The organism is Mesorhizobium ciceri biovar biserrulae (assembly GCF_001618845.1).
Lineage (GTDB): Bacteria > Pseudomonadota > Alphaproteobacteria > Rhizobiales > Rhizobiaceae > Mesorhizobium > Mesorhizobium ciceri.
Window position 1 is genome coordinate 5,478,789 of record NZ_CP015064.1, and the last position, 26,535, is coordinate 5,505,323.

The 26,535-nt window shown below is 62.8% G+C and carries 27 protein-coding genes and 1 riboswitch; of the genes, 12 read left to right on the top strand and 15 right to left on the bottom strand.

Going from position 1 to position 26,535, the window contains the following annotated elements; genetic code table 11:
• Positions 1–4 precede the first annotated feature (4 nt).
• Complete coding sequence (locus A4R29_RS25820) at positions 5–940, bottom strand: prephenate/arogenate dehydrogenase family protein (RefSeq protein WP_027162911.1); 936 nt, start codon at positions 938–940, stop codon at positions 5–7.
• A gap of 5 nt (positions 941–945) precedes the next feature.
• Positions 946–2,055, bottom strand: a complete 1,110-nt coding sequence (hisC, locus tag A4R29_RS25825) for a histidinol-phosphate transaminase (protein WP_063173159.1) — start codon at positions 2,053–2,055, stop codon at positions 946–948.
• A 137-nt stretch (positions 2,056–2,192) separates the two neighbouring features.
• A riboswitch (SAM riboswitch) is annotated at positions 2,193–2,270 on the top strand.
• A gap of 114 nt (positions 2,271–2,384) precedes the next feature.
• On the opposite strand from hisC, the gene metX reads away from it, so the two are divergent.
• The 4 genes from metX (at position 2,385) to A4R29_RS25840 (ending at position 5,378) form a co-directional block, all read left to right on the top strand.
• Positions 2,385–3,554 carry a homoserine O-acetyltransferase MetX gene (gene metX, locus A4R29_RS25830; RefSeq protein WP_013529386.1) on the top strand — a complete coding sequence of 390 codons (1,170 nt, stop codon included), beginning with the start codon at positions 2,385–2,387 and terminating at the stop codon, positions 3,552–3,554.
• 58 nt (positions 3,555–3,612) lie between these two features.
• Positions 3,613–4,227, top strand: coding sequence for a methionine biosynthesis protein MetW (metW, locus tag A4R29_RS25835; RefSeq protein WP_013529385.1), 615 nt, complete (start codon positions 3,613–3,615; stop codon positions 4,225–4,227).
• A gap of 159 nt (positions 4,228–4,386) precedes the next feature.
• Positions 4,387–4,665 carry a hypothetical protein gene (locus A4R29_RS35145; protein WP_244506866.1) on the top strand — a complete coding sequence of 93 codons (279 nt, stop codon included), beginning with the start codon at positions 4,387–4,389 and terminating at the stop codon, positions 4,663–4,665.
• An 11-nt stretch (positions 4,666–4,676) separates the two neighbouring features.
• Positions 4,677–5,378: a glycosyltransferase gene (locus A4R29_RS25840; protein ID WP_244506867.1), complete on the top strand. Its 702-nt coding sequence runs from the start codon at positions 4,677–4,679 to the stop codon at positions 5,376–5,378.
• A 30-nt stretch (positions 5,379–5,408) separates the two neighbouring features.
• Here the strand turns inward: A4R29_RS25840 and A4R29_RS25845 are convergent, their stop codons facing one another.
• The gene (locus A4R29_RS25845; RefSeq protein WP_063173160.1) at positions 5,409–5,759 is read right to left on the bottom strand and encodes a DUF1330 domain-containing protein; all 351 of its coding nucleotides are present in this window, start codon (positions 5,757–5,759) and stop codon (positions 5,409–5,411) included.
• A gap of 369 nt (positions 5,760–6,128) precedes the next feature.
• Here A4R29_RS25845 and A4R29_RS25850 point away from each other — a divergent pair, with 369 nt between their 5' ends.
• Positions 6,129–7,061 carry a glycosyltransferase family 2 protein gene (locus A4R29_RS25850; RefSeq protein WP_013529382.1) on the top strand — a complete coding sequence of 311 codons (933 nt, stop codon included), beginning with the start codon at positions 6,129–6,131 and terminating at the stop codon, positions 7,059–7,061.
• 71 nt (positions 7,062–7,132) lie between these two features.
• Here the strand turns inward: A4R29_RS25850 and A4R29_RS25855 are convergent, their stop codons facing one another.
• The 3 genes from A4R29_RS25855 to A4R29_RS25865 form a co-directional block, all read right to left on the bottom strand.
• Complete coding sequence (locus A4R29_RS25855; RefSeq protein ID WP_063173807.1) at positions 7,133–7,936, bottom strand: DUF1194 domain-containing protein; 804 nt, start codon at positions 7,934–7,936, stop codon at positions 7,133–7,135.
• An 83-nt stretch (positions 7,937–8,019) separates the two neighbouring features.
• Positions 8,020–9,846: an ABC transporter ATP-binding protein/permease gene (locus tag A4R29_RS25860; RefSeq protein WP_063173161.1), complete on the bottom strand. Its 1,827-nt coding sequence runs from the start codon at positions 9,844–9,846 to the stop codon at positions 8,020–8,022.
• Between the two features lie 132 nt (positions 9,847–9,978).
• Positions 9,979–10,761, bottom strand: a complete 783-nt coding sequence (locus A4R29_RS25865; RefSeq protein WP_013529379.1) for a class I SAM-dependent methyltransferase — start codon at positions 10,759–10,761, stop codon at positions 9,979–9,981.
• Between the two features lie 137 nt (positions 10,762–10,898).
• On the opposite strand from A4R29_RS25865, the gene gloB reads away from it, so the two are divergent.
• Positions 10,899–11,666, top strand: a complete 768-nt coding sequence (gloB, locus tag A4R29_RS25870) for a hydroxyacylglutathione hydrolase (protein WP_063173162.1) — start codon at positions 10,899–10,901, stop codon at positions 11,664–11,666.
• Positions 11,667–11,688: 22 nt separating this feature from the next.
• Entirely contained in the window at positions 11,689–12,117 is a 429-nt protein-coding gene (locus tag A4R29_RS25875; RefSeq protein WP_063173163.1) for a cupin domain-containing protein, read from the top strand.
• Position 12,118: 1 nt separating this feature from the next.
• On the opposite strand, the gene A4R29_RS25880 is transcribed toward A4R29_RS25875, so the two are convergent.
• Genes A4R29_RS25880 through A4R29_RS25890 form a run of 3 tightly spaced genes read right to left on the bottom strand, consistent with a single transcriptional unit; the run spans position 12,119 to position 14,536 of the window.
• A complete protein-coding gene (locus A4R29_RS25880; protein WP_024503745.1) occupies positions 12,119–12,805 on the bottom strand; it encodes a lysoplasmalogenase in 687 nt (228 codons plus the stop codon).
• Entirely contained in the window at positions 12,802–13,713 is a 912-nt protein-coding gene (yddG, locus tag A4R29_RS25885; RefSeq protein WP_063173164.1) for an aromatic amino acid exporter YddG, read from the bottom strand. The genes A4R29_RS25880 and yddG overlap by 4 nt, the downstream gene beginning before the upstream one ends.
• A 34-nt stretch (positions 13,714–13,747) precedes the next feature.
• Positions 13,748–14,536: a DUF3108 domain-containing protein gene (locus A4R29_RS25890; protein ID WP_063169105.1), complete on the bottom strand. Its 789-nt coding sequence runs from the start codon at positions 14,534–14,536 to the stop codon at positions 13,748–13,750.
• A 257-nt stretch (positions 14,537–14,793) separates the two neighbouring features.
• Between A4R29_RS25890 and rpmB the strand changes: the two genes are divergently transcribed.
• The 3 genes from rpmB (at position 14,794) to A4R29_RS25905 (ending at position 16,686) form a co-directional block, all read left to right on the top strand.
• Complete coding sequence (gene rpmB, locus A4R29_RS25895) at positions 14,794–15,090, top strand: 50S ribosomal protein L28 (protein WP_013529373.1); 297 nt, start codon at positions 14,794–14,796, stop codon at positions 15,088–15,090.
• A gap of 184 nt (positions 15,091–15,274) precedes the next feature.
• A complete protein-coding gene (locus A4R29_RS25900; protein ID WP_063173165.1) occupies positions 15,275–15,955 on the top strand; it encodes a queuosine precursor transporter in 681 nt (226 codons plus the stop codon).
• A 59-nt stretch (positions 15,956–16,014) separates the two neighbouring features.
• A complete protein-coding gene (locus A4R29_RS25905; RefSeq protein ID WP_063173166.1) occupies positions 16,015–16,686 on the top strand; it encodes a spermidine synthase family protein in 672 nt (223 codons plus the stop codon).
• An 11-nt stretch (positions 16,687–16,697) separates the two neighbouring features.
• Here A4R29_RS25905 and A4R29_RS25910 read toward each other — a convergent pair whose 3' ends face one another.
• From A4R29_RS25910 to A4R29_RS25925, 4 genes are all read right to left on the bottom strand, one after another.
• Positions 16,698–17,726 (bottom strand): esterase-like activity of phytase family protein, encoded by a 1,029-nt coding sequence (locus tag A4R29_RS25910; protein ID WP_063173167.1) that lies wholly within the window; start codon positions 17,724–17,726, stop codon positions 16,698–16,700.
• Positions 17,723–19,624: a cobaltochelatase subunit CobT gene (gene cobT, locus A4R29_RS25915; protein ID WP_013529369.1), complete on the bottom strand. Its 1,902-nt coding sequence runs from the start codon at positions 19,622–19,624 to the stop codon at positions 17,723–17,725. The genes A4R29_RS25910 and cobT overlap by 4 nt, the downstream gene beginning before the upstream one ends.
• 11 nt (positions 19,625–19,635) lie before the next feature.
• Entirely contained in the window at positions 19,636–20,622 is a 987-nt protein-coding gene (gene cobS / locus A4R29_RS25920) for a cobaltochelatase subunit CobS (RefSeq protein ID WP_013529367.1), read from the bottom strand.
• A 123-nt stretch (positions 20,623–20,745) separates the two neighbouring features.
• Positions 20,746–21,375 carry a J domain-containing protein gene (locus A4R29_RS25925; RefSeq protein WP_013529366.1) on the bottom strand — a complete coding sequence of 210 codons (630 nt, stop codon included), beginning with the start codon at positions 21,373–21,375 and terminating at the stop codon, positions 20,746–20,748.
• Positions 21,376–21,556: 181 nt separating this feature from the next.
• On the opposite strand from A4R29_RS25925, the gene A4R29_RS25930 reads away from it, so the two are divergent.
• On the top strand, positions 21,557–21,859 hold the full coding sequence (locus A4R29_RS25930; RefSeq protein WP_013529365.1) for a BolA family protein: 303 nt from the start codon (positions 21,557–21,559) through the stop codon (positions 21,857–21,859).
• 15 nt (positions 21,860–21,874) lie between these two features.
• On the opposite strand, the gene A4R29_RS25935 is transcribed toward A4R29_RS25930, so the two are convergent.
• Together A4R29_RS25935 and A4R29_RS25940 are read right to left on the bottom strand one after the other, a co-directional pair.
• Positions 21,875–23,428, bottom strand: coding sequence for an acetolactate synthase large subunit (locus A4R29_RS25935; RefSeq protein WP_063173168.1), 1,554 nt, complete (start codon positions 23,426–23,428; stop codon positions 21,875–21,877).
• Positions 23,429–23,526: 98 nt separating this feature from the next.
• Positions 23,527–24,333 (bottom strand): alpha/beta hydrolase, encoded by an 807-nt coding sequence (locus A4R29_RS25940; RefSeq protein WP_063173808.1) that lies wholly within the window; start codon positions 24,331–24,333, stop codon positions 23,527–23,529.
• Positions 24,334–24,578: 245 nt separating this feature from the next.
• On the opposite strand from A4R29_RS25940, the gene A4R29_RS25945 reads away from it, so the two are divergent.
• On the top strand, positions 24,579–26,528 hold the full coding sequence (locus A4R29_RS25945; RefSeq protein ID WP_063173809.1) for a PrkA family serine protein kinase: 1,950 nt from the start codon (positions 24,579–24,581) through the stop codon (positions 26,526–26,528).
• Positions 26,529–26,535 lie beyond the last annotated feature (7 nt).

Sequence of the window (26,535 nt, forward strand, 5' to 3'; positions counted from 1 at the left end):
AGACCTAGCCCTTCGCGGGGTGCTCGACCGCCTGACGGCCGAAATCGGGAACGTCGATGTCCTGGCCGGCTTCGATGATCGAGCGGCGCACGGCGCGGGTGCGGGTGAACAGGTCGAAGAGTTTTTCGCCGTCGCCCCAGCGGATTGCGCGCTGCAGCGAGGCCAGATCTTCCGAGAACCGCGCCAGCATTTCGAGGATGGCGTCCTTGTTGTGCAGGCAGACATCCCGCCACATGGTCGGGTCGGAGGCGGCAAGGCGGGTGAAGTCGCGGAAGCCGGAAGCCGAATATTTGATCACTTCGGATTTGGTCACCGACTGCAGATCATCGGCGGTGCCGACGATGTTGTAGGCGATGATGTGCGGCAGATGCGAGACGATGGCCAGCGTCATATCGTGATGCTGGGGATCCATCGTGTCGATGTTGGCGCCGCAGCGCCGCCAGAACTCCGACAGCCTCTCCAACGCGTCCGGGTCGGTGTCGGGCAGCGGCGTGAAGATGCACCAGCGATTGTCGAACAGGTCGGCGAAACCGGCGTCGGGGCCGGATTTTTCTGTGCCCGCCAGCGGGTGGCCGGGAATGAAATGGACACCTTCAGGCACATAAGGCTGCATTTGCGCAATGACAGACGCCTTGGTCGAGCCGACATCGGTGAGGATCGCGCCCGGCTTCAGCGCCGGCGCGATTTCCTCGGCAACCGTGCCGGACGAGCCGACCGGCACCGAAATGATGACCAGGTCGGCATCGCGGACAGCTTCTCTCGCATCGGTGCTATAGCTATCGCCCAGCCCAAGCTCCTCGGCCCGTGCCAGCGTCGCCGCACTGCGGGTCGAGATGGATACGTGGCGGGCGAGGCCCTCGCGGCGGATGACGCGGGCCAGCGACGAGCCGATCAGGCCGATGCCGACCAGCGCGATCTTTTCAAACATCGGTGATGTCATGGTTTCTAGCTTTTCAGGAATGTCGTGAGAGCGGCGACAACGCCGCGATTGGCCTCTTCGGTACCGACGGTCATGCGCAGCGCGTTGGGAAAGCCATAGCCCGAAACGCGCCGCAATATATAGCCGCGCGCCGTCAGATAGTCGTCCGCCGCCGCTGCCGAATGTTTCTGGTCCTCGGGAAAATGAATGAGGATGAAATTGCCGACGCTGGGCGTCACCCGCAACCCAAGCTTTGTGAATTCCTCACTCAGCCAGGCCAGCCAGGTCTCGTTGTGCGCCACGCTGCGCTCGACATGGGCGCGATCGCGAATGGCGGCGATGCCGGCCTCGATCGCCGTCGCATTGACGTTGAAGGGGCCGCGCACGCGGTTGATGGCGTCGACAATGTGCATCGGCCCGTACATCCAGCCGATCCGCGCCCCGCCAAGGCCGATCTTGGAGAAGGTCCGGGTCATCACCACGTTCTCTGCGCTGCCGACCAGTTCGATGCCGGCCTCATAGTCGTTGCGGCGAACATATTCGGCATAGGCCGCGTCGAGCACCAGAAGCACGTGCCTGGGCAGACCGGCATGCAGCCGGCGCACCTCCTGGAACGGCACATAGGTGCCGGTCGGATTGTTGGGATTGGCGAGGAACACGATCTTGGTACGCGGCGTGACGGCGGCCAGGATGGCGTCGATATCGGCGCGCTCGTCTGTTTCCTTGATCGTCACCGGAACGGCGCCCGCCGACTGGATGTAGATCTTGTAGACCATGAAGGCGTGCTCGGTGATGACGGCCTCGTCGCCGGGCGCCAGATAGGTCTGCGCCAGCAGGCCGAGGATCTCGTCGGAGCCGTTGGAGCAGATGATGTTCTGCGGGTTGAGGCCATGCACCTCGGCGATCGCTTCGCGCAGCCGCCTGGCGGTGCCGTCGGGATAGACGTCAAGCTTTCCGGCAATCTCGCGCGCGGCTTCGATCGCCTTCGGCGAGGGCCCGAGCGGGTTCTCGTTGGAGGACAGCTTGTGGACCTTGGCGACGCCGGCAGGCGCCGTGCTCTTGCCCGGCACATAGGCGTCTATGTCCATGATGCCCGCGCGCGGGGTTGGACGTGCCTGGTCCGGTGTCTGGCTCATGTCGCAAAATCCGTCGAGAACGCTTCCTGAGGGAAGCCGCAGCGGAAATACAAGCCGTGGCCTGCAATGTCGAGAGGCGACAGCCTCCCGCCCAAGGCAGGCCGTTGACGCCGGCGCGCCACAGCCCTAGAAGGGGAGTGAACTTCCGTGGTGATTTGGCCGGTCGGCTTGCAGCCACGTTAAACAACTTGCTAAAGGGCCGTTTGCATCCTGTAACCGGCTTTGCGACCGCAATGCCGGTTTTTTGTTGTCCGCGCCGGCCGGACACCCGTATCGGCATCGACTTTCGACGAGCGCGATGCGTGGGCTCAAAGTGTGAGATGGATGTCATGGCCGTTCTGCGTGCCCGCAAAACCAACAACGAGGTCGACCAACCGTCGAGCCCGGTTTTGCGTTTTGGATCCGACAAGCCGCTCAAGCTGGACGCCGGCACGCTGCTGTCACCGTTCCAGATCGCCTACCAGACCTACGGCACGCTGAACGATGCCCGCTCCAACGCCATCCTCGTCTGCCATGCGCTGACCGGAGACCAGCACGTCGCCAGCACCAATCCGGTGACCGGCAAGCCAGGCTGGTGGGAAGTGCTGATCGGGCCCGGCAAGATCATCGACACCAATCGTTTCTTCGTCATCTGCTCCAACGTCATCGGCGGTTGCCTTGGCTCCACCGGCCCGGCCTCGACCAATCCCGCCACCGGCAAGCCCTATGGGCTTGACCTGCCGATCATCACCATCCGCGACATGGTGCGGGCGCAGCAAATGCTGATCGACCATTTCGGCATCGAGAAACTGTTTTGCGTGCTCGGCGGCTCGATGGGCGGCATGCAGGTGCTGGAATGGGCGTCGAGCTATCCGGAGCGCGTCTTCTCGGCGCTGCCGATCGCCACCGGCGCGCGCCATTCCTCGCAGAACATCGCCTTTCATGAGGTTGGCCGGCAGGCTGTCATGGCCGATCCGGACTGGCATGGCGGCAAATATTTCGAGCACGGCAAACGCCCGGAAAAGGGCCTGGCGGTAGCCCGTATGGCCGCCCACATCACTTACCTGTCGGAAGCCGCCCTGCACCGCAAGTTCGGCCGCAATCTGCAGGATCGCGAAGCGCTGACCTTCGGCTTCGACGCCGACTTCCAGATCGAAAGCTATCTGCGCCATCAGGGCATGACCTTCGTCGATCGCTTCGACGCCAATTCCTACCTCTACATGACGCGGTCGATGGACTATTTCGACCTCGCCGCAGACCATGGCGGCCGGTTGGCCGATGCCTTCGCCGGCACGAAAACCCGCTTCTGCTTGGTGTCGTTCACCTCGGATTGGCTGTTCCCGACCGAGGAGAGCCGCTCGATCGTGCATGCGCTCAACGCCGCCGGCGCATCGGTATCCTTCGTCGAGATCGAGACCGACCGTGGCCACGACGCATTCCTGCTCGACGAGCCGGAACTGTTTGCCGCGATAAACGGCTTCATCGGCTCGGCGGCCCGAGCGAGAGGGCTGAGCGCATGACCCGGAAAAATTGCAGGCTTTTCGGATCGGGATCATGCGCCAGGCGGGAGGCGAAGCCATGAGCGTCAACCGCGACCAGCGCGTCGACCTCGAAGTCGTCGCCAACCTCATCCCGCCACAGTCGCGCGTGCTCGATGTCGGCTCGGGCGACGGCTCGCTGCTCGAACTGCTGCAGGACACCAAGCAGGTCGACGGCCGCGGACTCGAGCTGTCGCAGCGCGGCGTCAACGAATGTGTGGCGCGCGGCCTCTCGGTCATCCAGGGCGACGCTGACAAGGATCTCGAATTCTATCCCGACAAGGGCTTTGACTTCGTCGTCCTGTCGCAGACGCTGCAGGCCACCCGCAACCCGAAGCTGGTGCTCGACGAACTGCTCAGGATCGGCAACCGCGCCATCGTCTCCTTCCCCAATTTCGGCCATTGGCGTGTGCGCCTGTCGCTGTTCCTCAACGGCCGCATGCCGGTGACCAAGGACCTGCCCTATTCCTGGTACGACACGCCCAACATCCACTTCTGCACCATCCGCGATTTCGTCAATCTGTGCGACGAACTCGGCGCGACAGTCGAGAAGGCAACCGCCCTCGACGCCGCCGGCCAGAAGATCGGCTTGTCGATGCCGTGGTGGTTCTGGAATTTCTTCGGCCAGCAGGCAGTGTTCTTGCTGAAACGGTAATTTCCTCACCGATCAAAGACCCGACTCGCCAAGCAACAGTGTGTTTGGCGCCGAGCAAAGTCGCCCTGTATGACGATCGCGAACCAGTGTAAATGGCGTCGACTGTTTGACAGCGGGCTAGTGCGGCTATAGCCACACTGACGGCTCGGGGGGGCAAAAATGGTCGAAGAACGCGCAACTTATTCACTCGTCGTCGAAATGGAGAATGCAAAGTCGATCGACTGGGACGAGATCGGCGTTGGGATGAAGGCCTTGGCTCGGGAAATCTCATCGGTTTCAGCAACCGGTTCAGCGCGACCAAGGATCGTCATCTCTCACGGCGGAGCAGAGTCGGACAAAGAGGCGTTGCGTCGTGAGATTCGAATGAGGCCCCGCAGCTCGGTCAGGTTGCCGAACTCGTCTTCACAGCTTTCCCTGGTGGCCGATATTACGACCTGAAGAACAACGGTATGCTGGCATCGGACGGAGATATCGTCATCTTTCTGGATTCCGACGTGGTCGCGGAACCAGGATGGCTATCAGGACTGCTTGAACCCTTTGAAAACTCTGAAGTTATCTGCGCAAACGGATATACATACCTTTCATACGACGACTTCTTTTCAAGAACCTTTGCGTTGATCTGGTTTTTCCCGATGGCCCGTGGAGACGGTCGATTTGCCTCGAAGCGAGCGATCAACGCCAACAATGTAGCGTTTCGACGCGAGTGGATCCTCAGCCACCCTTTTCCAAAACATAACGGCTTCAAGGTTTCCTGCACTTTGCTGATGCGCGAACTGCTGCGGGAAGGCCACAAAATTCATAATGTCAACGCACGCGTTTATCACTATTCGCCGCGGGGCTGGCGGTTCTTTTACTGGCGCGCCCTGGTTACAGGTCGCGACGCCGACCGGAAGTTCGTTGCGCTCAATTCGCCGAGCCGCACGCGACGGATAGTCAAGTCCTTCAGCCGGTGGCTCACCATGTCATGGCGCACGACACGACGGATCGTAGGCCATGCCCGGGAAACCGGGATGCCGCTTTGGCAGGTTCCCTTTTCTCTGATTGTCGGTCAGGCATTTTATGGTTTGGCGTTTTGGGGCCAGTTCAGTTTCGCAACTGGCATGGTTCGCGACAAAATCGAAACGGTGCCAGACTATGTTGGGCATAGCTAGACGCTGTACCGCCATTCCTTGAACCGCAGTTCAGCGTCCAATTGATCCTTGATCCGGCGATTGCTCCAGAACATCCGTGGCCTTGTGCGGATGTTCGACGCCGTCGACGAACACCACATCGGCCTCCGAATTGTCCGTGCGCAGCGCCAGTATCGCTTGGTAGGCCGGCGAATTGTACCAGCCATGCACATGCTGCCTGTCGGGAAATTCTATGATGATCAGATGGCCAGGCCAGTCGTTCTCGATCGCCTCCACATCGCCGCCATGGACCAGAAAACGGCCGCCGAAAGGTTCCAGCGTGGCATCTATCCTATGCAGATATTCGACGATCTGCGGACCCATTGTGGCTTGGCGCATATGGGCGACGGCGTAAGCGGCCATGACTGAACTCCCTTGTCATCGAAGCCGAGTTGCCGGCCTCTGCATGGGCAATCTGACCAAAGGCCGAGCGCTAAGCGATTACGTCTGAGGTAATGGGATGTATGCTATCTGTCATGATGGGTTGCTTCCACGGTGATTCGTAATGCTATGTGCGGCGGTGCTGTTGCAATTGGAACGCTAAGAGCGGGGATTCGTTGTCTCGCCTGGATTGAGTACCGGCACGGTGGGTGACAGGGGCAGTCGTTTTTTATAGCGTCGCGCCGACTGTGATGTGGTGTAGAGAAAGGGAAGTCCAATCCATTCGACCGTTCTGAAAATCGAAAAGTCCTGGACAGACGCGCAACCCTGCGCAGGAAACAGCTGACAGACATGGCCGGGATCGATCCAGTACCTCTCATCACGGTCATTACGCCGACCCACAACCGACGCGAAACAGTGTTGCGCGCCGTGGAAAGCGTATTCTCCCAGAGCATGTCGAGGTTTGAGCACATTGTCGTCGACGATGGTTCGACCGATGGGACCGAAGCGGCGCTGGCCCGCATCCAGGACCCGCGGCTGATCTATGTCGGGGCGAAATGGCGAGGCGCCAACGCCGCCAGGAATGCCGGCATCGAGCGGGCGCGGGCACCGTTGGTGACGTTCCTCGATTCCGACGACATCTACTTGCCGCACCGGCTTGAACGAACCCTGACCTGGTTCGATGAAAATCCTGCACTGCAAGTGCTGATCAGTTCGTTCGTGTCCCTGAAGGGCAATCGCATCACAAACTGCGCCAACCCAGAGGCATTCGTGAGCCCCGCAATGCTTGAGCGGACGCTGGTTGGGCAGACCATCTTCATCGCCGGCTCCGCGATCACTGCTCGCCGTGAAGCCTTGCTGGCCATCGGCGGCTACGACAGCGACATCACCCGCATGCAGGATCGCGAATTGCTGCTGCGCCTTGCCCGGCGCTTCGGTGCGCAACTGTCCGAGGACCTCGACTGGACGAAATACAATTCGGAGAACTCGATTTCCGGCCGCCGTGACGGCTATGTCGAGGCCTATGCGAACCTGATGGGCAAACATCCTCATATTGCCCACGCCTACCCGCACATTCCGCCTTACATGATCTCGCGGCAGCTCATCGCCGATATCCTGCGAGGCAGGATACCGGAGGCATTCCAGGGCTATATGGCCAACCGATCGTCGAAAGCGCTTGGCTACTCGCTGCCGGAATTGATGCAAGGCTATGTCCATGGCCGACGCTGGCGCCGCGATCTCTCCAACGAGTTTCGCAACCAATGTGGCGCCCGGCTCGCCTGAACCCAGAGCAACTCCAGGAAAATCGTGGAACGGTTTTCCCTCCGGATTGCGTGAACCGCACTATCGAGAGCTCAGCGGTCAAGTTTGGGAAAATACGGATCCGATAAAAACCGCCTGTCCCGTTCGCCCTGCAGGCAGTCTATCGGCTTGGCCGCGTCGACGGGGGTGATTCTCGCCTTGTCCCGAATGCCGCTCACTTCGAGGATCAGCTTGCGCCGGATGGCTGTCGAAAACTCCGCGGCGGCATAGATGGGCAGCACGAAGGAACCGGGCCCGCCGGTCACGCACTGCGCGTAATACTGGTCGAGATGGCTGAAGGTGGGCGACGGGCTGATCAGGATCGGCAGGCCGTTGACGACGATGCCTTTGGCAGTCGCCGCATCACGCGTCGCGGTGACTGGCGGCCCGATATTGTTCGGTCCGTCGCCCGAAATGTCGATGACGCTACGTTCGCCCTGGAAAGACGTGCGGTCGAAAAGCTCGGCACCGAAGGCCAGCGCGCCGGAAATCGAAGTGCCGCGAAAGCTGCGGAACGGGCGCGCCGCGACCTCGTCGGCAAAGCTGTTGGCGCTCTCGGCACTATCGATGATCTGCCAGCCGATGACCGCGTCGTCGCGCACCGTGCCGGCCCACTCGAAATAGGTCAGCGCTATGCGGCCCGTGGCGCCGGCGCGGACAGCCTTGATGAAGTCGGGATGCCGCAGCGCCTCGACATAACCGGCGCGCTGCAGCGCGAACTCCTTCTCGTCCATCGACAGCGAGATGTCGACTGCCAGCACCAGCTCGACGTCGACGGCGAGCGCATCCCGCGGCGAGGCGGCGGGAGCAGCCTGGGCGCAGGCAAGACAGGCAAGCAGGCGCAGAGCATCAAGCATGGCCGTCACCAGGTTGTTCTCCCGAAGAGCTTCCCTCGCGATCACGGCAAAATAAAGCTTTGCTTCCCCGTCCGGATATCAGCTCATTTCTTGCGGCGGGCGGCGACTGGCGGCGGTTCGATCGCGCCGGCTCTGACGCGGGCGGGCTTCAGCGCTGGCGCACCGGAATCCTTGACGATCGTCAACGCGCGCGGGAAGAAGTGGTTGTTGTGCTGGCCGCGCCCGATGTTGAGGATCGCTGTCGCCGGCAAACGCTTCTCGAGCATCGACAGCACGCGTCTTAGCGATGGGCCGTCGAATGCATCCAGCGCCTCGTCGATGATCACCCATTTCGGCTGCCGCAACGCGAGCCTGGCGAAGGCCAGCGAGCGCTGTTCGTCATCGCCCAACTCATGGTCCCAACGCCCGGCGCGGTCGAGCGATGAGGATAGCCGTCCCAGACCGACCTCGGCCAGCACCGCCGAAATGTCGGCATCGTCCGCCGGCGCGGGGCCGTTCGGGTGATCGAGGACTTCGCGCAATGTGCCGACTGGAAAATAAGGCACGCGCGGCACGAATATGGGGGTTTCTCCCGGCGGCAGGCCGATCCGGCCGCTTCCCCATGGCCACAGGCCGGCAATGGCACGAAAGAACAGCGTCTTGCCCGCACCGGGATCGCCGGTGATCATGACGCGCTCGCCGGGGCGGATTTCGACATGCGGGTCGGCGAGCCTGGTGCAGCCCTCCGGCGAGGCCACTTCGAGCTTCTCGAAAGTCAGGCTGCCACTGACGTTTTGGCCGAAGGCGATGCGCTTTTCGGTGTCGTGCAGCGCATCGGTTTCATCGAGCGCGATGCGGAAATCGGCCACGCGCATCAGCGTGGCGCGCCAATCGGCAATGCTGCCGATGTTGTTAATGAACCAGCGCAAGGAGGAGTGGACCTGGTTGAATGCGCCGGCCGCCATCATCAGCCCGCCAAAGCTGATATCACCTGAGAAATAGACAGGCGAAGCAACCAGTATGGGCGCCACGACGGTGATCCAGCCATAGGTGTCGGTCACCCAGGACAGGTTGATCTGGGCGGTGTAGATGCGCCGCATGGCGCCCAGCACCGTGCCGAGATCGAGTTCGAGCCGCCGCCTGGCGTCGGCCTCGCCATGATACAACGCAATGGCATCGACATTCTCGTTGACGCGCACCATCGAGGAGCGCAGCTCGGCTTCGCGTGTATAGCGGTCGCTGTTCAGGCGGATGAGCGGCCGCCCCACCAGCCAACTCAGCCAGGAGGCGATGCCGGCGTAAAGGATGGCGGCCCAGACCATGTAGCCCGGTATGGCCAGCGAGGTCCCGCCGATGTGGAACACGAAGCCCGAGGACAGCTCCCACAGCACGCCGACGAAGGACACGAGCAGGATGCACGACTGCAGCAGGCCGACGCCGAGATCGGTTGACAGATCGGACAGATGCGCGGCGTCCTGCTGCATGCGCTGGTCGGGATTGACGCCGATGGCGCCGGCATTGGCCAGCCGGAAGGCGCGCGCCGGCCGCATCCATTGATCGATCAGATCCAGCGTCAGCGCCTCGCGCAGCTTGAGCCTGATCATCTGGTTGAGCCAGGTCTGGCCGATATTGAGCACCAGAAGTCCCCCGGCTATGGCCGCGAAGACGAGGAGCTGGTGCAAAAAGGCCGCCATGTCGCGGCGGGCAAGCGCATCGTAGAAAGGCTGGTTCCAGCGGTTGAGCAGAACCTGGCCGATCGACGTTGCGATGATCACGGCCATGATGCCGACCGATGTCCACAGCAACCATCTGCGAACCGGCGATCCCGCAAGCGCCCGCCGGATCGTCATCACCTGATCGTGCAGGCTGCTGGCCTCGACCGCCACGGCAACCGGCTGAACGGCGGCGGCATTGTCCGGTTGATCAGCCATGGCCGAGGTCCTTGCGTCAGTGCTGCAACCGGATGGAGAAACTTGACAGGCGTTCGTATGGGCTGCCGGATGGGCTGTCGGTCTGCTTGCGACAGATAGGCAGGGAAACGACGTCAGGCACGCTTGCCGCGATCACGAAGCCGTCACCCGCGCAGCCAAGGGCTTGGCATCCGCTTTGTGACGGCCAAGCCGGGTGGCGCCATGCGGCGACAGCACCGGCACGAAGACGCGGCGCGATGCGCGCTGCGCCACCGGCACGCCTTGATAGAGCCGCTTCTGCGCCTCGACCACGATGACCCCGGAAAAGATCGGCCACAGCCGCCGGCCGGCGCGCTCCAGTACATTGTGGAAGCGCATCATGAAACGGCGCCGCGATGGCGGAAAGAACAGCGCATCGGACCAGGCGGCGGGCGTGAAATTGGCCTCGCGCAGCAGTTCCGTAAGCTGGCCGCGCGAAAAGGGCCGGCCGTTGCCGAATGGGGTGTGCTCGAAGCGCGCCCAGACACCGCGCCGGTTGGGCACGACGATGACCACCCGGCCGGCCGGCGACAGCACGCGCCAGATCTCGTTCAGCGTCTCACGCGGGTTCTCGACATGTTCGAGCGAATGGACGAGCAGCATGCGGTCGATGCAGGAATCGACCAGCGGCAGTTCCTCGTCGAAGACCAGTGCCGTCGCCGTCGGCCCCGTCGCCGGCCACACCACCGCGCCTTGCGTTGCCGGCATGAAGGCGAAGACCCGCTCGGCGTCGCTGCCGAACCGCTCCAGCCACGGCAAGGTGTAGCCCAGACCAACCAGCCGCTCGTTGGGAACGGCCGCCCATATCGACGACAACGCCATGGTGATCGAACGCTCGGCGAACCGGCCGAGCGTTGTCGAATAGAACGAGCGAAGATCGACGATGTCGGAATGCATGGCAGGGATGTAGCCGTGATGTCGCCAGGTTTCAACAAAAGGCCGCGACGACCCGACATTCCGGGAATGTCATTCGACATCCGGGATGACATCGACCCGCAAGCGCCCTATGTCTGCGGCCATAACGGAGAGATGTGATGCCGGTCGAAATCGAACAGTTCATGTGCCGCAGCGACAATTTCGGCGTGCTGGTTCATGACCCCAAAAGCGGCCAGACCGCGATCATCGATGCGCCCGAGGAAGCGCCAATATTGGCCGCGATAAAGCGCACCGGCTGGACGCCGACGATGATCCTGGCCACACATCATCACATGGATCACGTTGAGGCCAATCTGGCGCTGAAGGAGCGCTTCAAGCTGCGCATCGTCGGTCCAGAGGCCGAAAAGGCCAAGATCCCCGGCATAGACGAGACCGTCGAAGACGGCTCGGTTCTCCATCTTGGCGATGAAAGGATCGAAGTCATCGCCACCCCCGGCCACACTGCCGGCCACGTTTCCTATTATTTGCCGGCCTCGAGCGTGGCGTTCACCGCCGACACGCTGTTTGCGCTGGGTTGTGGGCGGCTGTTCGAATGCAAGCCGCCGGTAATGTATGATTCGCTTAAGAAGCTGGCTGCACTTCCAGCTGAAACGGCCATCTATTGCGGCCACGAATACACGCTCTCCAACGCCCGTTTCGCGCTGACCGTCGACCCGTCCAATTCAGCATTGAAGGAACGCGCCGCCAGGATCGAAAAGCTGCGCGCCGAGAACAAGCCGACGCTGCCGACGACGATCGGCGAGGAACTGTCGACCAATCCCTTCCTGCGCTGGCACGATCCGGCGATCCGCAAGCATCTTGGGCTGGAGAAGGCTTCCGACGCCGAGGTCTTTGCCGAAATCCGCAAGCGCAAGGACAACTTCTAGAGCCCGTGATATCGTCGACGCCATGACCAGCTCCGCCGAAATCATCGCGACGCTCGGGCTGAAGCCGCATCCGGAAGGCGGCTGGTATGCCGAGACCTTTCGCGATGGCACTGGCGGCGCGCGCGGCCATTCGACCGCCATTTATTTCCTGCTTGAGGAGCATCAGGTTTCGGCCTGGCACCGGGTCAAGGACGCCGCCGAGGTCTGGCATTTCCATGCCGGCGCCCCGCTGGCACTGGCAATGTGGGAAGAAGGCAGCACCGTTGCGGAGCAGGTGCTTGGAATCGATCTCGCAGCCGGTGAGCGGCCGCAGATCATCGTGCCGGCGGGCTGGTGGCAATCGGCGCGCAGCCTCGGCGAATGGACGCTGGTCGGCTGCACCGTCGCGCCGGGCTTCGAGTTTGCCGCCTTCGAACTGGCAGCACCCGGCTGGCAGCCGAAACAACCGTAGCTCAATAAGAGCCCGGATATAGCAGGGACCCAAGCGTGATCGCGAGTTGGGCGGCGTAGTACAGCGCCCAGACGGCGAAGCGCATCCAGGCGCGGTGCGGCGAGATGGCGGCCACCAGGAATTTCTCCGTGGCGAGCAGCCCGTCGGATGCCATGAACAACAGCGCGCCGCCGATCACGGAGACGTTGCTGGTGGTCAGCGCCGAGATACCCATTGCCAGGATCGCAGCGACATAGACGGCGATCGGGATACGCAGGCCGGGACCGACGCGCCGCCACAGCGCCGCCAGCATGACGGCCGCAAACACCGCCATGGCGAGCGCGATCGCTCCGCGCCACGACTCGGCGCCAAGCACCCCCAACCCGCCACCGCTGCGCAGGAACAGCGCGACATAGACGATGTGGGCGACAAGAAAACTGGCCAGCCCGCCGAGGAAGGCCTTTTCACCGTCGCGCGACAGGAATGCGTCGCCAACGGCGCTGAGGGCGAGCGCGGCGGCGAGCAGCAGCGGGCCGCCCTGCAGCCCGGCCAGCACGGCAAGCATCGCCACGGCGAGCGTCTTTGCCGCCGAGCGGGCGAGCGTTGGTGGCATGCCAAGCGTAAAGGCGTAGATCACCGCCGCCGCCAGCGAAAAGATCAGTGTCGCATTGGCATTTGCGTCGATGCCGCCGGCAAACGGCATCGTCATGCCCCGGCCCTGCTTTGGGATGCCCTGGCTCCGCTCTCAGCCGCTGGTTTGCGCAGGAACAGCGACTTCGCTGCAAGTGCGGCCCCGCCGGTGATGAGCACGCAGGCGGCGAGGATGCGCGGCGACGGCTCGGCGACGCCGGCCGCGATCAGCACCAGCGTCGACAACAGCGGTGCGGCGTAGCTTGCAGCACCCAGCACCTGGATGTTGCCGCGCTTGACGCCGATGTCCCAGGCATAGAAGGCCGCCCCCACCGGCATCAGGCCAAGGCCGAGCACGGCCAGCCACTGGCCGGCACCGTCAGGCAGAACCGTCTGTTCCAGCGCCAGGTGGCAGGCGAGCGACAGCACCGCGGTCGCTGCGCAGAACCAGGTGACGATGCTGGTCGGCACCGACGGGAAGCGCCGCGACAACAGCGAATAGGACGACCACAGCACGGCACAAACGGCGGCCATCGCATAGCCGAAGGCGTAACGGGCGTCGAAGGCGAGGCCCCCGCCCTTGGTGACGATCAGCACGGTGCCGGCAAGGCCGAGCAGCGCGCCGACGACATGGTTCCAGGCCAGTTTTTCGCCCGGCATCAGCGCCGAGCCGAGCACGATCAGCAAAGGCCATAGATAGGCGATCAGGCTCGCCTCCACCGCCGGCGCATTGCGCAGCGCAGTGAAATAGAAAAAGTGGTAGCCGAACAGCCCGGCAATGCCGATCAGCCACACCTGCGGCGGTATCTTCTGGCTCTTGTCGGGTGCCGGCATGAACAGCCGCGCGACCAGCCCGACACCGGTGCCGATCGAGAAGGTGATCGCCGACAAGAGGAACGGCGGCACCTGGCCCGACGCATCGGTGAGCAGTGCGAGCAGCGCCCACATGGCGACCGCCGAAAAGCCGATCAGTGTTGCGCGCCCCATTCTGTCTCCAGTGGCGCGCCAATTCTGCGCCTGGCTATTGTACCGCTTCGAAACGTCCGGCGCTGATGGTCAAGGTGCCGATCTGCGTGCCCACCGTGGCATGGATCGGCGCATATACGCCGGTTTGGCCGAGCGGTGCAAACGTCACCATCATGCGGCTTTTGCTCTTGAGATAGTTGAGCGCCTTGCGGCCCTTGCGATAGCCAGCCACCGGCTCGAAGCCCATCCGGCAGGTAACCGTGTCGCCCTTGTAGCCCGGCACCGAGATCGTGCCCTTCGAAGCGTAAGTCAGCGTCAGATCGGCGCGCATCTCGCCGTCGTAGAACTTTACCGTGCGGCCGCAGACCTGGTCGAGGCTGTCGGCATGGATGACGGTGGCAGCCATCGGATCGAGCACCGATGCCAGGTCGCCGGCACCGAGCGGCACCCAACTCTTGGGGTCGCGCTTGCCCGGCGCCGGGACGACCTGCGTCGAGGTGACCCTGCCATTTGCAAAGCGGATGTCGACCACCGATGCCTTCTTGCCGGAGGTGTAATCGGCGCGGAATGCCTGCGGCACCATCCTCTTGCCCGCAATCGTGCCTTTGGACGAGATCGTGCCACGCGTGTCGTCGAACAGTTTTGCCAACCCTGCCGCGCTGACGCTGCCTTCGATCGCGTAGGCGCCGTTCTCATAACGGCTGGAAAACGTTGATTTCGCTATCGAAAGTCCAAGGAACGATACCGTATACTCGCCCTTGAACGACTGCGGCGAGGCAGCAGACGCGGCGGACGGCAAGGCTGCGGCAAGCATGGCGGCAAAGGCATGTGACGAACGAAGCATGGCGGGATCGGTCCTTGATTTTCGGCCGGAGGCGGGCAACTCCGGTCTGGCATGTCCCTATGAGACCGCTTATAGGATGAATTCCGGCCTTAATATGAAAATGCCGGGCGCGCCGTGGGCAATGCAGGAGCTTGACACCTCGGCGAAATGCAACTATGGAACGCCAACTTTTTCCATAAGGCCGCCTGACCAGAACCGCGCGCCACCCGGCGTGGGCTTGAGTGTTTGGCAGACCCCGAGAACTGAAGGTTAGAACAATGTCCCGCACCTGCGAACTCACTGCCAAGGCAGTCATGTCCGGCAACAATGTGAGCCACGCCAACAACAAGACCAAGCGTCGCTTCCTGCCGAACCTCGTCAATGTGACGCTGATTTCGGAAGCGCTGAACCAGAATGTGCGCCTGCGCATTTCGGCCAACGCACTGCGTTCGGTCGAACATCGCGGCGGTCTCGACGCCTTCCTGGCCAAGGCCGACGTCAAGGAATTGTCGCAGCGCGCCCGTCTGCTGAAGAAGCAGATCGCCAAGAAGACCGCCGAGCAGGCTGCCGCTTAAACAGTTCAAAGGCGGGGGACGACCGCCCTGGCCAACATCTTGTTGGCCTCTGGCCAACATCTTGTTGGCCTTGGAGCATCGGATCGAAGCCGCAAGGTTTTGGCAATCCGGTGCCCACATACGAAGGCGAGCATCGCCCGCATGGGCATGATGCTTGGCTGGTTCCATTACCCAGGATAAAAAAATGACTTCCTTCTCGCGGTATTTGCCCTTCGTGGCCGCCATGGCGCTTGTCGTCGTGGCATCGAACATTCTCGTGCAATTCCCGATGCAGGGCCAGATCGGGGGCCTCTCGCTGGCCGACCTTCTGACTTGGGGGGCCTTCACCTATCCCTTCTCGTTCCTGGTCACCGACCTCGCCAACCGCCGCTACGGACCCACTGTGGCGCGCCGGATCGTCCTTGTCGGCTTCATGACGGCGGTGATCTGCTCGATCCTTGTCCCGCCCTTCCTGTTCCGTCACGGCCTGATTGAATTCGAGACCGCCGCCGACCGGCTGGTGCGTATCGCGGCCGCGTCCGGAGCGGCGTTCCTTTCCGCGCAACTGCTCGATGTCACCGTGTTCAACCGGCTGCGCCGGCAGAGCTGGTGGCGGGCGCCGATCATCGGCACGCTGGTCGGGTCGGTGTTCGACACCGCCGTGTTCTTCACCGTCGCTTTCTCAGCTGCCTTTGCCTTCGCCGGACCAAACGACGGCTTTGCGTTGGAAAACGCACCCTTGATGGGCGTCTTCCATGTCGAGGCGATGCGCTGGATCTCCTGGGCGCTTGGTGATCTCTCGGTGAAGCTGATCATCGCCGTCGTCGCACTCATACCCTACCGGCTGCTCGCTGCCCGTTGGAGCCAGTCCGCGGTTGCGGCTTAAACCATGATCCCGAAAAGTGGGACCCAGTTTTCGGAAAAGATCATGGTCGGACAAAGATCATGATCCCGTGGATCCAGCTCGATTCGGCGAAGACCCCAGACGGCGGACAAGAACTTCGCCTCAAGCGGCGCGGCACCGAATTCTCGATCATGCTGGGCACCAACGAGCTCATGAACAGCCGCCTCAGCGGTTCCGAGGAAGCGCTGGCAAAACTGTCCTGCGGGCGGATTGCCGGCAATAGCCAGCCAACAATCCTGATCGGTGGGCTTGGCATGGGTTTTACCTTGCGCGCCGCGCTTGCAGAATTGGCCAATGATGCCGGAATCGTCATCGCTGAACTGGTGCCGGCCGTTGTCGCCTGGGCGCACGGTCCGATGGCCGAAATCTTTGGCGGCTGTCTCGACGATCCACGCGTCACCATCCAGGAGACCGATGTCGGGCAGCTGATACGCTCGCAGCCCGCGGCCTGGGACGCCATCCTGCTCGATGTCGACAACGGCCCGGAAGGCATCGTCCACAAATCCAACGACGCGCTCTACAGCCTGCAGGGCCTCGCAGCCGCACGCAGCGCCCTCAAGTCGGGCGGCGTGCTGGCGGTGTGGTCGCAAGGCCCCGACATCGGCTTCACGCGGCGGCTGAAGCAGGCAGGCTTCGGGGTCGAAGAGGTCAGTACGCGCGCCAACGGCAAGCGCGGCGCGCGCCATATCATCTGGATCGCCACCAAGACGTAAAGCCGGCGGGCTCAATCCTGGTGCAGGATGAATTCCAGATAGAGGTTGCGCTGCAGGATCGAGTGGTTGTCGTCGGAGATCAGCGACACCATCAGCGCGCCGTCGTCGCGGGTCCAGACGTCGAGCCCTTCCATATTGTCGATCTGGTAGCCCATGTCGGCCTCCAGCAGCACCGGCCCGTCGGCGACCGCGCCCTTCTCGACGCTTTCGCCACAGATGCGCCGCAGCCGCATCTTGACGCCCCTCGCCATCGAGAAACTGCGCTCCAGAAGCAGCAGATCCCCATCCGGCAGGAAGGCGCCGTCGGTGATGTCGAAATCGCCGTTGCGCTTGACAGTAAAGACGCCCTTGTGTGGCCCTTCGATGATGGCGGCATAGATGTTGCCGGCCTTGTCGAGGCTCTTTTCGGAGACCACGACCAGGCCGCCCTCATGCTGACCGTTGGCATTGGCGTGGGTGACGGTCTCGAAGCCGCGATTCTGGCGCAGCTCCTGGGCCGGAACGACGAAATCCAGCGGCTTGAACGGCGCCTTCATGTCGTTGGGGTCGATCTTGAACTGGGCGACGCGGTGGCTGCGCTCGAAGCCGACGGTGGCAATGCCGTCCTTGACCGCGAGGCCTTCCGCATCGACCTCCCATTTCCTGTCGATCGGCCGGCCGGTCTCGTCGACCATCTGCTGCATGCGGAAATTCTGGATGCCGGAGGGCCGCTTTTCCGCGTCGCGGACCACCGTGCCGAAGAACCAGAAGCCGGTGTCGGCAACGCCGATGAAGTCACCGCCGGCCTTCAGGAAGCGGAAGGCCGACAGCGCGCCGAAATCGCGTGTCGGCGAGGTCATCTCCAGCCCGCCGACGAATTCGAAAGGGCCGAATTGCTTGTCGGCACGGCCAATGTGAAATTCGGTGATCGGGCGGGCCGAGATTTCGACCGGTTCGACAGAACCAGAGTCGGGCGAACCGGCTGCCGCCGAAGCCACACCGGAAAGCAGGGCGATGGCGGCGAAAAGCGTCTGCTGAAAGCCGCCGCGCCTGGAGATCATCCGGCGCGCCGCATACCACCGCCGCGCCGCGTATCCTTCGCGCTTTCCTCGGCAAACAGCGAAGCCAGCTGCTCGGTCATGGCGCCAGCCAGCTCCTCGGCATCGACGATGGTGACGGCGCGGCGGTAGTAGCGCGTGACATCGTGGCCGATGCCGATGGCCAAGAGTTCCACCGGCGAACGCGTCTCGATCAGCTCGATGACGGCGCGCAGATGGCGTTCGAGATAATTGCCCGGATTGACCGACAGCGTCGAATCGTCGACCGGCGCGCCGTCCGAGATCATCATCAGGATCTTGCGCTGCTCGGGCCGGGCGATCAGCCGGTTATGCGCCCACAGCAGCGCCTCGCCGTCGATATTTTCCTTGAGCAGGCCTTCGCGCATCATCAGGCCGAGATTGCGCCGTGCCCGCCGCCACGGATGGTCGGCCGATTTGTAGATGATGTGGCGCAGATCGTTGAGCCGGCCAGGATTCGGCGGCTTGCCGTCCTTCAGCCATTTCTCGCGCGCCTGCCCGCCCTTCCACGCCCGCGTGGTGAAGCCGAGGATCTCGACCGAGACGCCGCAGCGCTCCAGCGTGCGCGCCAATATGTCGGCGCAGGTGGCGGCGACCGTGATCGGCCGGCCGCGCATCGAGCCGGAATTGTCGAGCACCAGCGTCACCACCGTGTCGCGGAACTTGGTGTCGCGCTCCTGCTTGAACGACAGCGGCTGCATCGGGTCGATGACGACCCGCACCAGCCGTGCCGGGTCGAGATAGCCCTCTTCCAGGTCGAAGTCCCAGGAGCGGTTCTGCTGCGCCATCAGCCGGCGCTGCAGGCGGTTGGCCAGCCGCCCGACGACGCCGGACAGGTTGGCGAGCTGCTTGTCGAGGAAGGCGCGCAGCCGGTCGAGCTCTTCTTCTTCGCACAGCTCCTCGGCGCCGACCGTCTCGTCGAAAGCGGTGGTGAAGACCTTGTAGTCGATCTCTTTCGGCAGATTGGTGAAGGGATTGTCGTTGCGGCGCGCTTCGCCGGGTGTTTCGGCATCGGCGTCGTCATCGTCGGACAGATCGTCGGCGGTGGCGTCGGAGGCTTCCGTCTCGGCCGACTGCTCGTCATCGGCCGAAGCTTCGGCATCCTCGGACTGCGACTGCTCGGAGCCGGAATCCTCTTCGCCGCCCTCCTCGCTCTGCTCCTCGCCTTGCGGCTGGTTGTCGTCATTGTCCTCGGAATCTTCCGTCTCCTGGTCGTCGCCGAGTTCCTCGGCCATCTCCATGGAGGCGAGCATCTCGCGCACGACCCGGGCGAACGCCTGCTGGTCGCCGAGCTTGGCCGACAATCCGTCGAGGTCGGCCTTGGCCTTCTCCTCGACCCAGGGGCGCCAGAGCTCGACCAGCCGCTCGCCGCTTTTCGGGACCGGACGGCCGGTCAGCTTCTCGCGCACCATCAGGGCAAGAGCTTCCTCGATCGGCGCGTCGGCCTTGTCCTTGATGTCGACGAGGTTGGCCTTGGCGTATTTGTCCTCCAGCATCGAACCGATATTGTCGGCGACGCCCTGCATGGCGCGAGACCCGATCGCCTCGACGCGGGCCTGCTCGACCGCGTCATAGATGGCCCGCGCCGCCTTGCCTTCCGGCGCCAGCTTGGTGTGGATGCGCACATCGTGGCAGGCGCGCTTCAGCGCCATGGAATCGCCGAGGCCGCGGGTGATCGCAATATCGGTCTTCGACGCCTTCTTCGGCAATTCGGGCAGACGCGCACGGCTGCCGGCGAGCGCCGGCCGGTCCTTGGCGAAACCGACTTCCAGTTCCTTGTCGCCGGCAATGGCGCGCATGCAGACGGTGACGGCACGCTTGAAGCTGTCGGCTTCAGACCCCGTCTTCGACTTGTTGCGCGTGTTGTCGCCCGGCCCCGCCATTGAGACTGTGCTTACCCCAGGACCACGTTGGCGGCGCTCTCGGGCAGATCCTCGCCGAAGGCGCGCTGGTAGAACTCGGCCACCACCGAGCGCTCCAGTTCGTCGCACTTGTTGAGGAAGGTCAGCCGGAACGCCATGCCGATATTGCCGAATATCTCGGCATTCTCTGCCCAGGTGATCACCGTGCGCGGGCTCATCACGGTCGACAGATCGCCGTTGATGAAGGCCGAGCGCGTCATGTCGGCGACGCGCACCATCTTGTTGACGATGTCCTTGCCCTTGCCGTCGCGATAGTGCTTGGCCTTGGCCAGCACGATGGCGACTTCATTGTCGTGCGGCAAATAATTCAGCGTGGTGACGATCGACCAGCGGTCCATCTGGGCCTGGTTGATCTGCTGGGTGCCGTGATAGAGGCCGGTGGTGTCGCCCAGGCCGACCGTGTTGGCGGTCGAGAACAACCGGAAGGCCGGATGCGGGCGGATAACCCGGCTCTGGTCGAGCAGCGTCAGCCGGCCTGACGATTCCAGCACGCGCTGGATGACGAACATCACATCCGGACGGCCGGCATCATACTCGTCGAAGCACAGCGCGACATTGTGCTGGTAGGCCCAGGGCAGGATGCCGTCGCGGAATTCGGTGATCTGCAACCCGTCCTTGACCACGATCGCGTCCTTGCCGACGAGATCGATACGGCTGACATGGCTGTCGAGGTTGACGCGCACGCAGGGCCAGTTGAGGCGGGCGGCTACCTGTTCGATATGGGTCGACTTGCCGGTACCGTGATAGCCCGACACCATGACGCGGCGGTTGTAGGCAAAGCCCGCAAGGATCGCCATCGTCGTGTTCTTGTCGAACAGATAGTCCGGGTCGATGTCGGGCACATGCTCCGATGTCACCGAATAGGCCGGCACCACCATCTTGGATTCGAAGCCGAATTTCTCCTTCACCGACACCGTCGTGTCGGGCAGGTTGGCGATGTCGCGATCGACCTTGTTCATATCTCTCAACGTCTCCACGGGCGAAACGTCTGATTTCGCCGGCAATCGATTTTGTCCGGGGGCGGTCTTAAAGCCTTTTCCAACCTTATGAAAGTTGGAAAACGACACGAACCGTATGGTCGCTCAGCACAGGCCCGCCTGTTTGAGCACGCGATAGGCTTGCAGCACATCGCGGAACCGGTCTTCCGAACCTCTGTCGCCACCATTCGCATCCGGATGGTGTAGTTTCACCAGTTCCTTATAGCGCGCCTTGATCTCCTTGCCAGTCGCCTTTGTATCAAGACCAAGCGTTTCCAGCGCCTTGGCCTCAAGCGGCTTGGCCTTGCGCTCGCGCGCCTCGCGCGGATCCTTGGGTCCCTTGAACAGGTCGAACGGGTCGCGCATGCGGTTATAGTAGCCGGCGCGGCCGGAACGCATCTGGGCCATATCGGGCGACGACCGGGTCGAGGCCCCGTTGGCGCCCATCTTCCAGGTCGGCCGGTGCCCGGTCATGGCTTCCTTCTGGAAGCGCGCGACCTCGGTGTCCGGCACGCCGGAAAAGTAGTTGAAGCCCTTGTTGTACTCGCGCACATGATCGAAGCAGAAGTGGAAATACTCACCCTCCTTCATGCGCCCGACCGGCGCACGATGGGTGCCCGCTTCCTTGCAGCCGTCCCACTGGCAGATCGGCGAGTGCGACTTCAGCTCCGCGTCCTTGTCGGGGCGGACGCGAATCTTCTCGAAATATTTGGGGTACGGCTTCATCTTACCCATTTATGGGGCGTTCGCAGATGCGAAACAAGAATTGACATTTTCGCGATCATCGCCCTAACCGCTGAATCGCGGCATAAAGCAGGCGAATGGCGGATTTTGTTGCGCGGCGGCGGCCCCTCGCGAAACCGATTTTCGGTTTCCAGGCCGAGACGCCAACGATATGTGGTGAAGGGAGATGGCGATGTCCATACAGGCGACCATGGAAGACAAGCTCAACAAGGCATTTTCGCCGGACAGGCTGGTTATCATCAACGAGAGCCATCTCCATGCCGGCCACCACCATCACGGCTCCGACCATCACGGCACTTACGACGGCACCGGCGAGACGCATTTTCGCGTCCGCGTCGTCGCTTCCGCCTTTGCCGGCATGAGCCGCATCGACCGTCACCGCGCCGTCAACGAACTGCTTGCCGACGAACTGAAGGCCGGCGTGCACGCGCTGGCGATCGAACCCGCGGCTCCCGGCGAAAAGACCCGCTGGTAGGTCGCTTCCCCGCGCTCAGAGCACCGCTTCGATGAGGAACGGCCCGCGCCGTGACAGCGCACTGTCCAGCAACGCGTCGAAGCGCTCGCACGTATCGGCGCGAGCCGCCTCCACGCCCATGCCTTTGGCCAGCGATACCCAGTCGAGCGAGGGATGGTCGAGGTCGAGCATGCGCCTGGCGTTCTCGCCGATGGCGCCGACGCCGACATTCTTCATCTCGCCATGCAGGATCGCATAGGTTCGGTTGGAAAACACGATCGTCACTACGTCGAGCTTTTCCCGCGCCTGCGTCCACAGTCCCTGCACCGTGTACATGCCGCTGCCGTCGGCTTCGAGATTGACCACCTTGCGGTCGGGACAGGCGATTGCCGCCCCGGTCGCCATCGGGATGCCGCCACCGATCGATCCGCCCGTGCCCATCATGTAGTCGTGCGGCGCGGCAAAGGCCGACAGCGCGAAGAAACGCCTGGCCGAGGTGACCGCTTCATCGCAGACGATCGCATCGGCCGGCAGTTTGCGCGCCACCGAAAGTGCGACGGCATCTTCCGTCAGCTTGCCGTTCGGCGTTGCCTCGTCGGGAAAAGCGGCCGCCAGCACCTTGTGTTGCGACGGCTTGATGCCAAGTTCGTCGCGAAGCGCCTCCAGCGCCGCATGCAGATCGTCGCCATGGGCGGCCAATGTCAGCACCTCGCAGCCTTCCCGGACAAGCCGTCCCGGTTTTCCCGGATAGGCGAAGAAGGCAACCGGCTCCTTTGCGCCGACCAGGATCAGAACATCGACGTCGCTCAGCACAGCCATCGCCGCATCGACCGGATAGGGGATGCGGGTCGGCGCGACACGCCCGCGCCCGCGTTGCATCCGTGCGATCAGAACCTCGCCGAACAGCCGGACGTCGCTGCCCGTCGAGATCTGCCCGGCGATGGCGAGCGCATCGGCGCGCGCGGCCTTTCCGCGAACGATCATGCCGGCCCGGCCCGGAGCGGCACGGATCGCCGCGGCGATCTTGCGTACCGCGTCCATATCGACGGCCGGCGTCGGCGCCAACGTCACCTTGCCGGGCAAAACCGCCTCGACTTCGCCCCAGGCGGCATCCGCCGGCAGGATCAGGGTCGCGACGCCGGGTGGTGTCAGCGAGGCGCGAAAGGCCGCTTCAGCTGCCGGCACGACATCGGCCGGACCCTTGACGCGGCCGACCCAGTTGGACATCGGCGCCGCAAGGCTCTCGATATCGCTGGTGAGTGGGGCATCGAGCGGCAGATGGTAAGAGGCGTGGTCGCCGACGATGTTGATCATCGGGCTGAAGGCACGCCGGGCATTGTGCATGTTGGCCAGCCCATTGGCCAGGCCGGGACCGGTATGCAGCAGCGTCGCGGCCGGCCGATCGGTCATCCGCGCATAGCCATCGGCGGCACCCGTCACCACGCCTTCGAACAGCCCGAGCACGCAACGCATGTTCGGCTTGCGGTCAAGCGCTGCAACGAAGTGCATTTCGGAGGTGCCGGGATTGGCGAAGCAGACCGTCACATCATTGGCCAGAAGCACGTCACACAGGACATCGGCGCCGTTCATGCAATTCCCTCCCGCTCAAGATCGCAGAGCAGTTGCACCCGCGAGCACCTGCAGCAATGTCTTGCCGCTACTTTTGATCTAATCCAGTGCCGTAAAGATCAGCCAACCGTCGATTTCAGGAATGCCAGCGCGGCCGCGGTCAGCGCGTCGCCCTCCTCGCCGAAATCGCGATTGATCGACATATGCGTATAGGCGCTGCCGTCGAACAGCGTAACCTTGGTGCCCGTCGAGCGCAGGCGCTCGGCAAAGGCCTTGGAGTCCTCGCTCCGGCCCGATGCCCGCGAATAGGCGATGAAAGTCGGCGGGTGCTTGCGGCCGTCGACATAGCTGGCCGGCGAAAGTGCCGCCCATTGCGCGGGATCGGAAAAGACGCGGGCATAGGCCCGGACCATACCGCCATTCTTGGCAAGTGCTGCAAGATCATAGGCCCTGGTGTCGTCGAGGATGAGCGCGGCTATGCCCGGCAATCCGCCGCGCATGCCGGTCAGCGCAACCAGATGGCAGCCGGCCGAATGGCCCATGCCGACGATGCGGCTGGGATCGCCGCCATGCCGGGCGATGTTGGCCCTGATGTAAGCATAGGCCTTTTCGACGTCACCAGCCTGGGTGGCGACATTGGCCTGCGGCAGCATGCGGTAATCGATGGAGACGAAGCAGAAGCCGTTGGCGAGCAGGAAGGCCGGTTTGGCGTCCACCTGACTGCGTTTGCCAAACTGCCAGGTGCCGCCATGAACGAAAAACACGACCGGCAGGCCGATTGCACCATCGGGCGCATAGATGTCGAGCTTGGCCGGCCCGTAGTCGAAGGTTTCTGGCGTGGGCCGGCGTGTTTTCCACGCGGCCGACGCTTCCAACGGCAGCATCGCCGCCATGGAGGCCATGATCAGGCTTCGTCGATCGATCATCATTGTCTCCTGGCAAGGCAAGACTGCACGCGGCCGCCCCAGCCGTCCAGTCAGGGGTTCTTCGCAACACACCCGCTACCCGCGCTGAATACCGCTCCGCAACGAGCGCCTTGATCTCGCGGAGTAGCCTCAATCCTTAAGATCGCGGCCACCTCTTCACATGAAGGGAACAAACGGTACCCCCCGGCAGTTGAATGCGAGACGAGCCGAATGGAAGCCACAGCGGCTCCGAGGGCAAAAGCATCATGCGAGAGAACCAGTCTGACGTCTTCGATCTCTTTTCGGAAATTTACACCAACGCGGCGCAGGAAGAGATCAGCATCCAGCAATATCTCCTTGCCTGCCGCGAGGACAAGTCGATGTATGCCTCGGCGCCTGAACGGATGGTCGAGGCGATCGGCGAGCCGAACCTGGTCGACACCAGCAAGGATGAGCGGCTCGGCCGTATTTTCTCCAACCGGACCCTGAAAGTGTACCCCTCCTTCGCCGATTTCTACGGCATGGAGGATACAATCGAGCGCATCGCCGGCTATTTTCGCTATGCGTCCCAGGGGCTCGAGGAGCGCAAGCAAATCCTCTATTTGCTCGGCCCGGTGGGCGGCGGCAAATCCTCCCTTGCCGAGCGGCTGAAGAAGTTGATGGAACAGCGCCCGATCTACACGCTGAAGGTCGGCAACCAGGTCAGCCCGGTTTTCGAATCGCCGCTTGGCCTTTTCCATCCCGATCGCATGGGCGACCTGCTGGAGGATAAATACGGCATTGCACGACGCCGCTTGAACGGGCTCATTTCGCCATGGGCGGCCAAGCGCCTCGACGAACTTTCCGGCGACATTTCCAAGTTCAGCGTCGTCAAGCTGATGCCGTCGCGACTGCGCCAGATCGCCATCGCCAAGACCGAGCCCGGCGACGAGAACAATCAGGACGTCTCGGCCCTGGTCGGCAAGGTGGACATCCGGCAATTGGAAAACTTCAGCCAGTCCGATCCGGACGCCTATTCCTATAGCGGTGGACTGAACCGGACCACCCAGGGCCTGCTTGAATTCGTCGAAATGTTCAAGGCGCCTATCAAGGTCCTGCATCCGCTGCTGACGGCCACCCAGGAAGGCAGCTACAACGGCACCGAAAATTTCGGCGCCTTTCCCTACCAGGGGATCATCGTGGCCCATTCCAACGAGTCGGAATGGCTGCAATTCAAGAACAACAAGAACAATGAGGCTTTCCTCGATCGCATCCTCGTCGTCAAGGTGCCGTATTGCCTGCGGATAACCGAAGAGCGGCAGATCTACGAGAAACTGTTGCGGGAGAGCGAATTGGCCGCCAGTCCCTGCGCTCCAGAGGTGCTGGACATCCTCAGCCGGTTTACCGTCTCGACCCGCTTGGCCGAGCACGACAATTCGCCGCTCTACACCAAGATGCGCGCCTATGATGGCGAGAACCTCAAGGAAGTCGACCCCAAGGCAAAGTCGGTTCAGGAATATCGGGACGCCGCCGGCGTCGATGAGGGCATGGCAGGCGTCAGCACGCGCTTTGCCTTCAAGATCCTGTCGCAGACCTTCAACTACGACACCGAAGAGGTGGCCGCCGACCCCGTGCATCTCATGTACATCCTGGAGGAGGCAATCAAGCGCGAACAGTTTCCGAAGGAGACGGAAGCCGCCTATCTGGAGTTCATCAAGTCCGAGCTGGCCGCGCGGTATGCCGAATTCATCGGCCATGAGATCCAGAAAGCCTATCTGGAATCCTACAGCGAGTACGGCCAGAACCTTTTCGACCGCTACATCGCCTATGCCGACGCCTGGATCGAAGACCAGGACTACAAGGATCCCGACACAGGCCAGATCCTCAACCGCGAGGTTTTGGACAACGAGCTTTCACAGGTCGAAAAACCGGCCGGCATCGCCAATCCCAAGGACTTCCGCAATGAGGTGGTGAAATTCACCCTGCGCGCCCGTGCAAGAAACCATGGCCGCAACCCGGCGTGGACAAGTTACGAAAAGCTGCGGGAAGTCATCGAAAAACGCATGTTCGGCCAGGTCGAGGACCTCCTGCCGGTGATCAGTTTCGGCTCCAAGCAGGACAGTGTCACGGAAAAGCGGCACAATGAATTCGTGCAGCGGATGGTCGAGCGCGGCTACACCGAGCGGCAGGTGCGTCGCCTTGTGGACTGGTACATGCGGGTGAACAGGGCGGGTTAGAGAACCC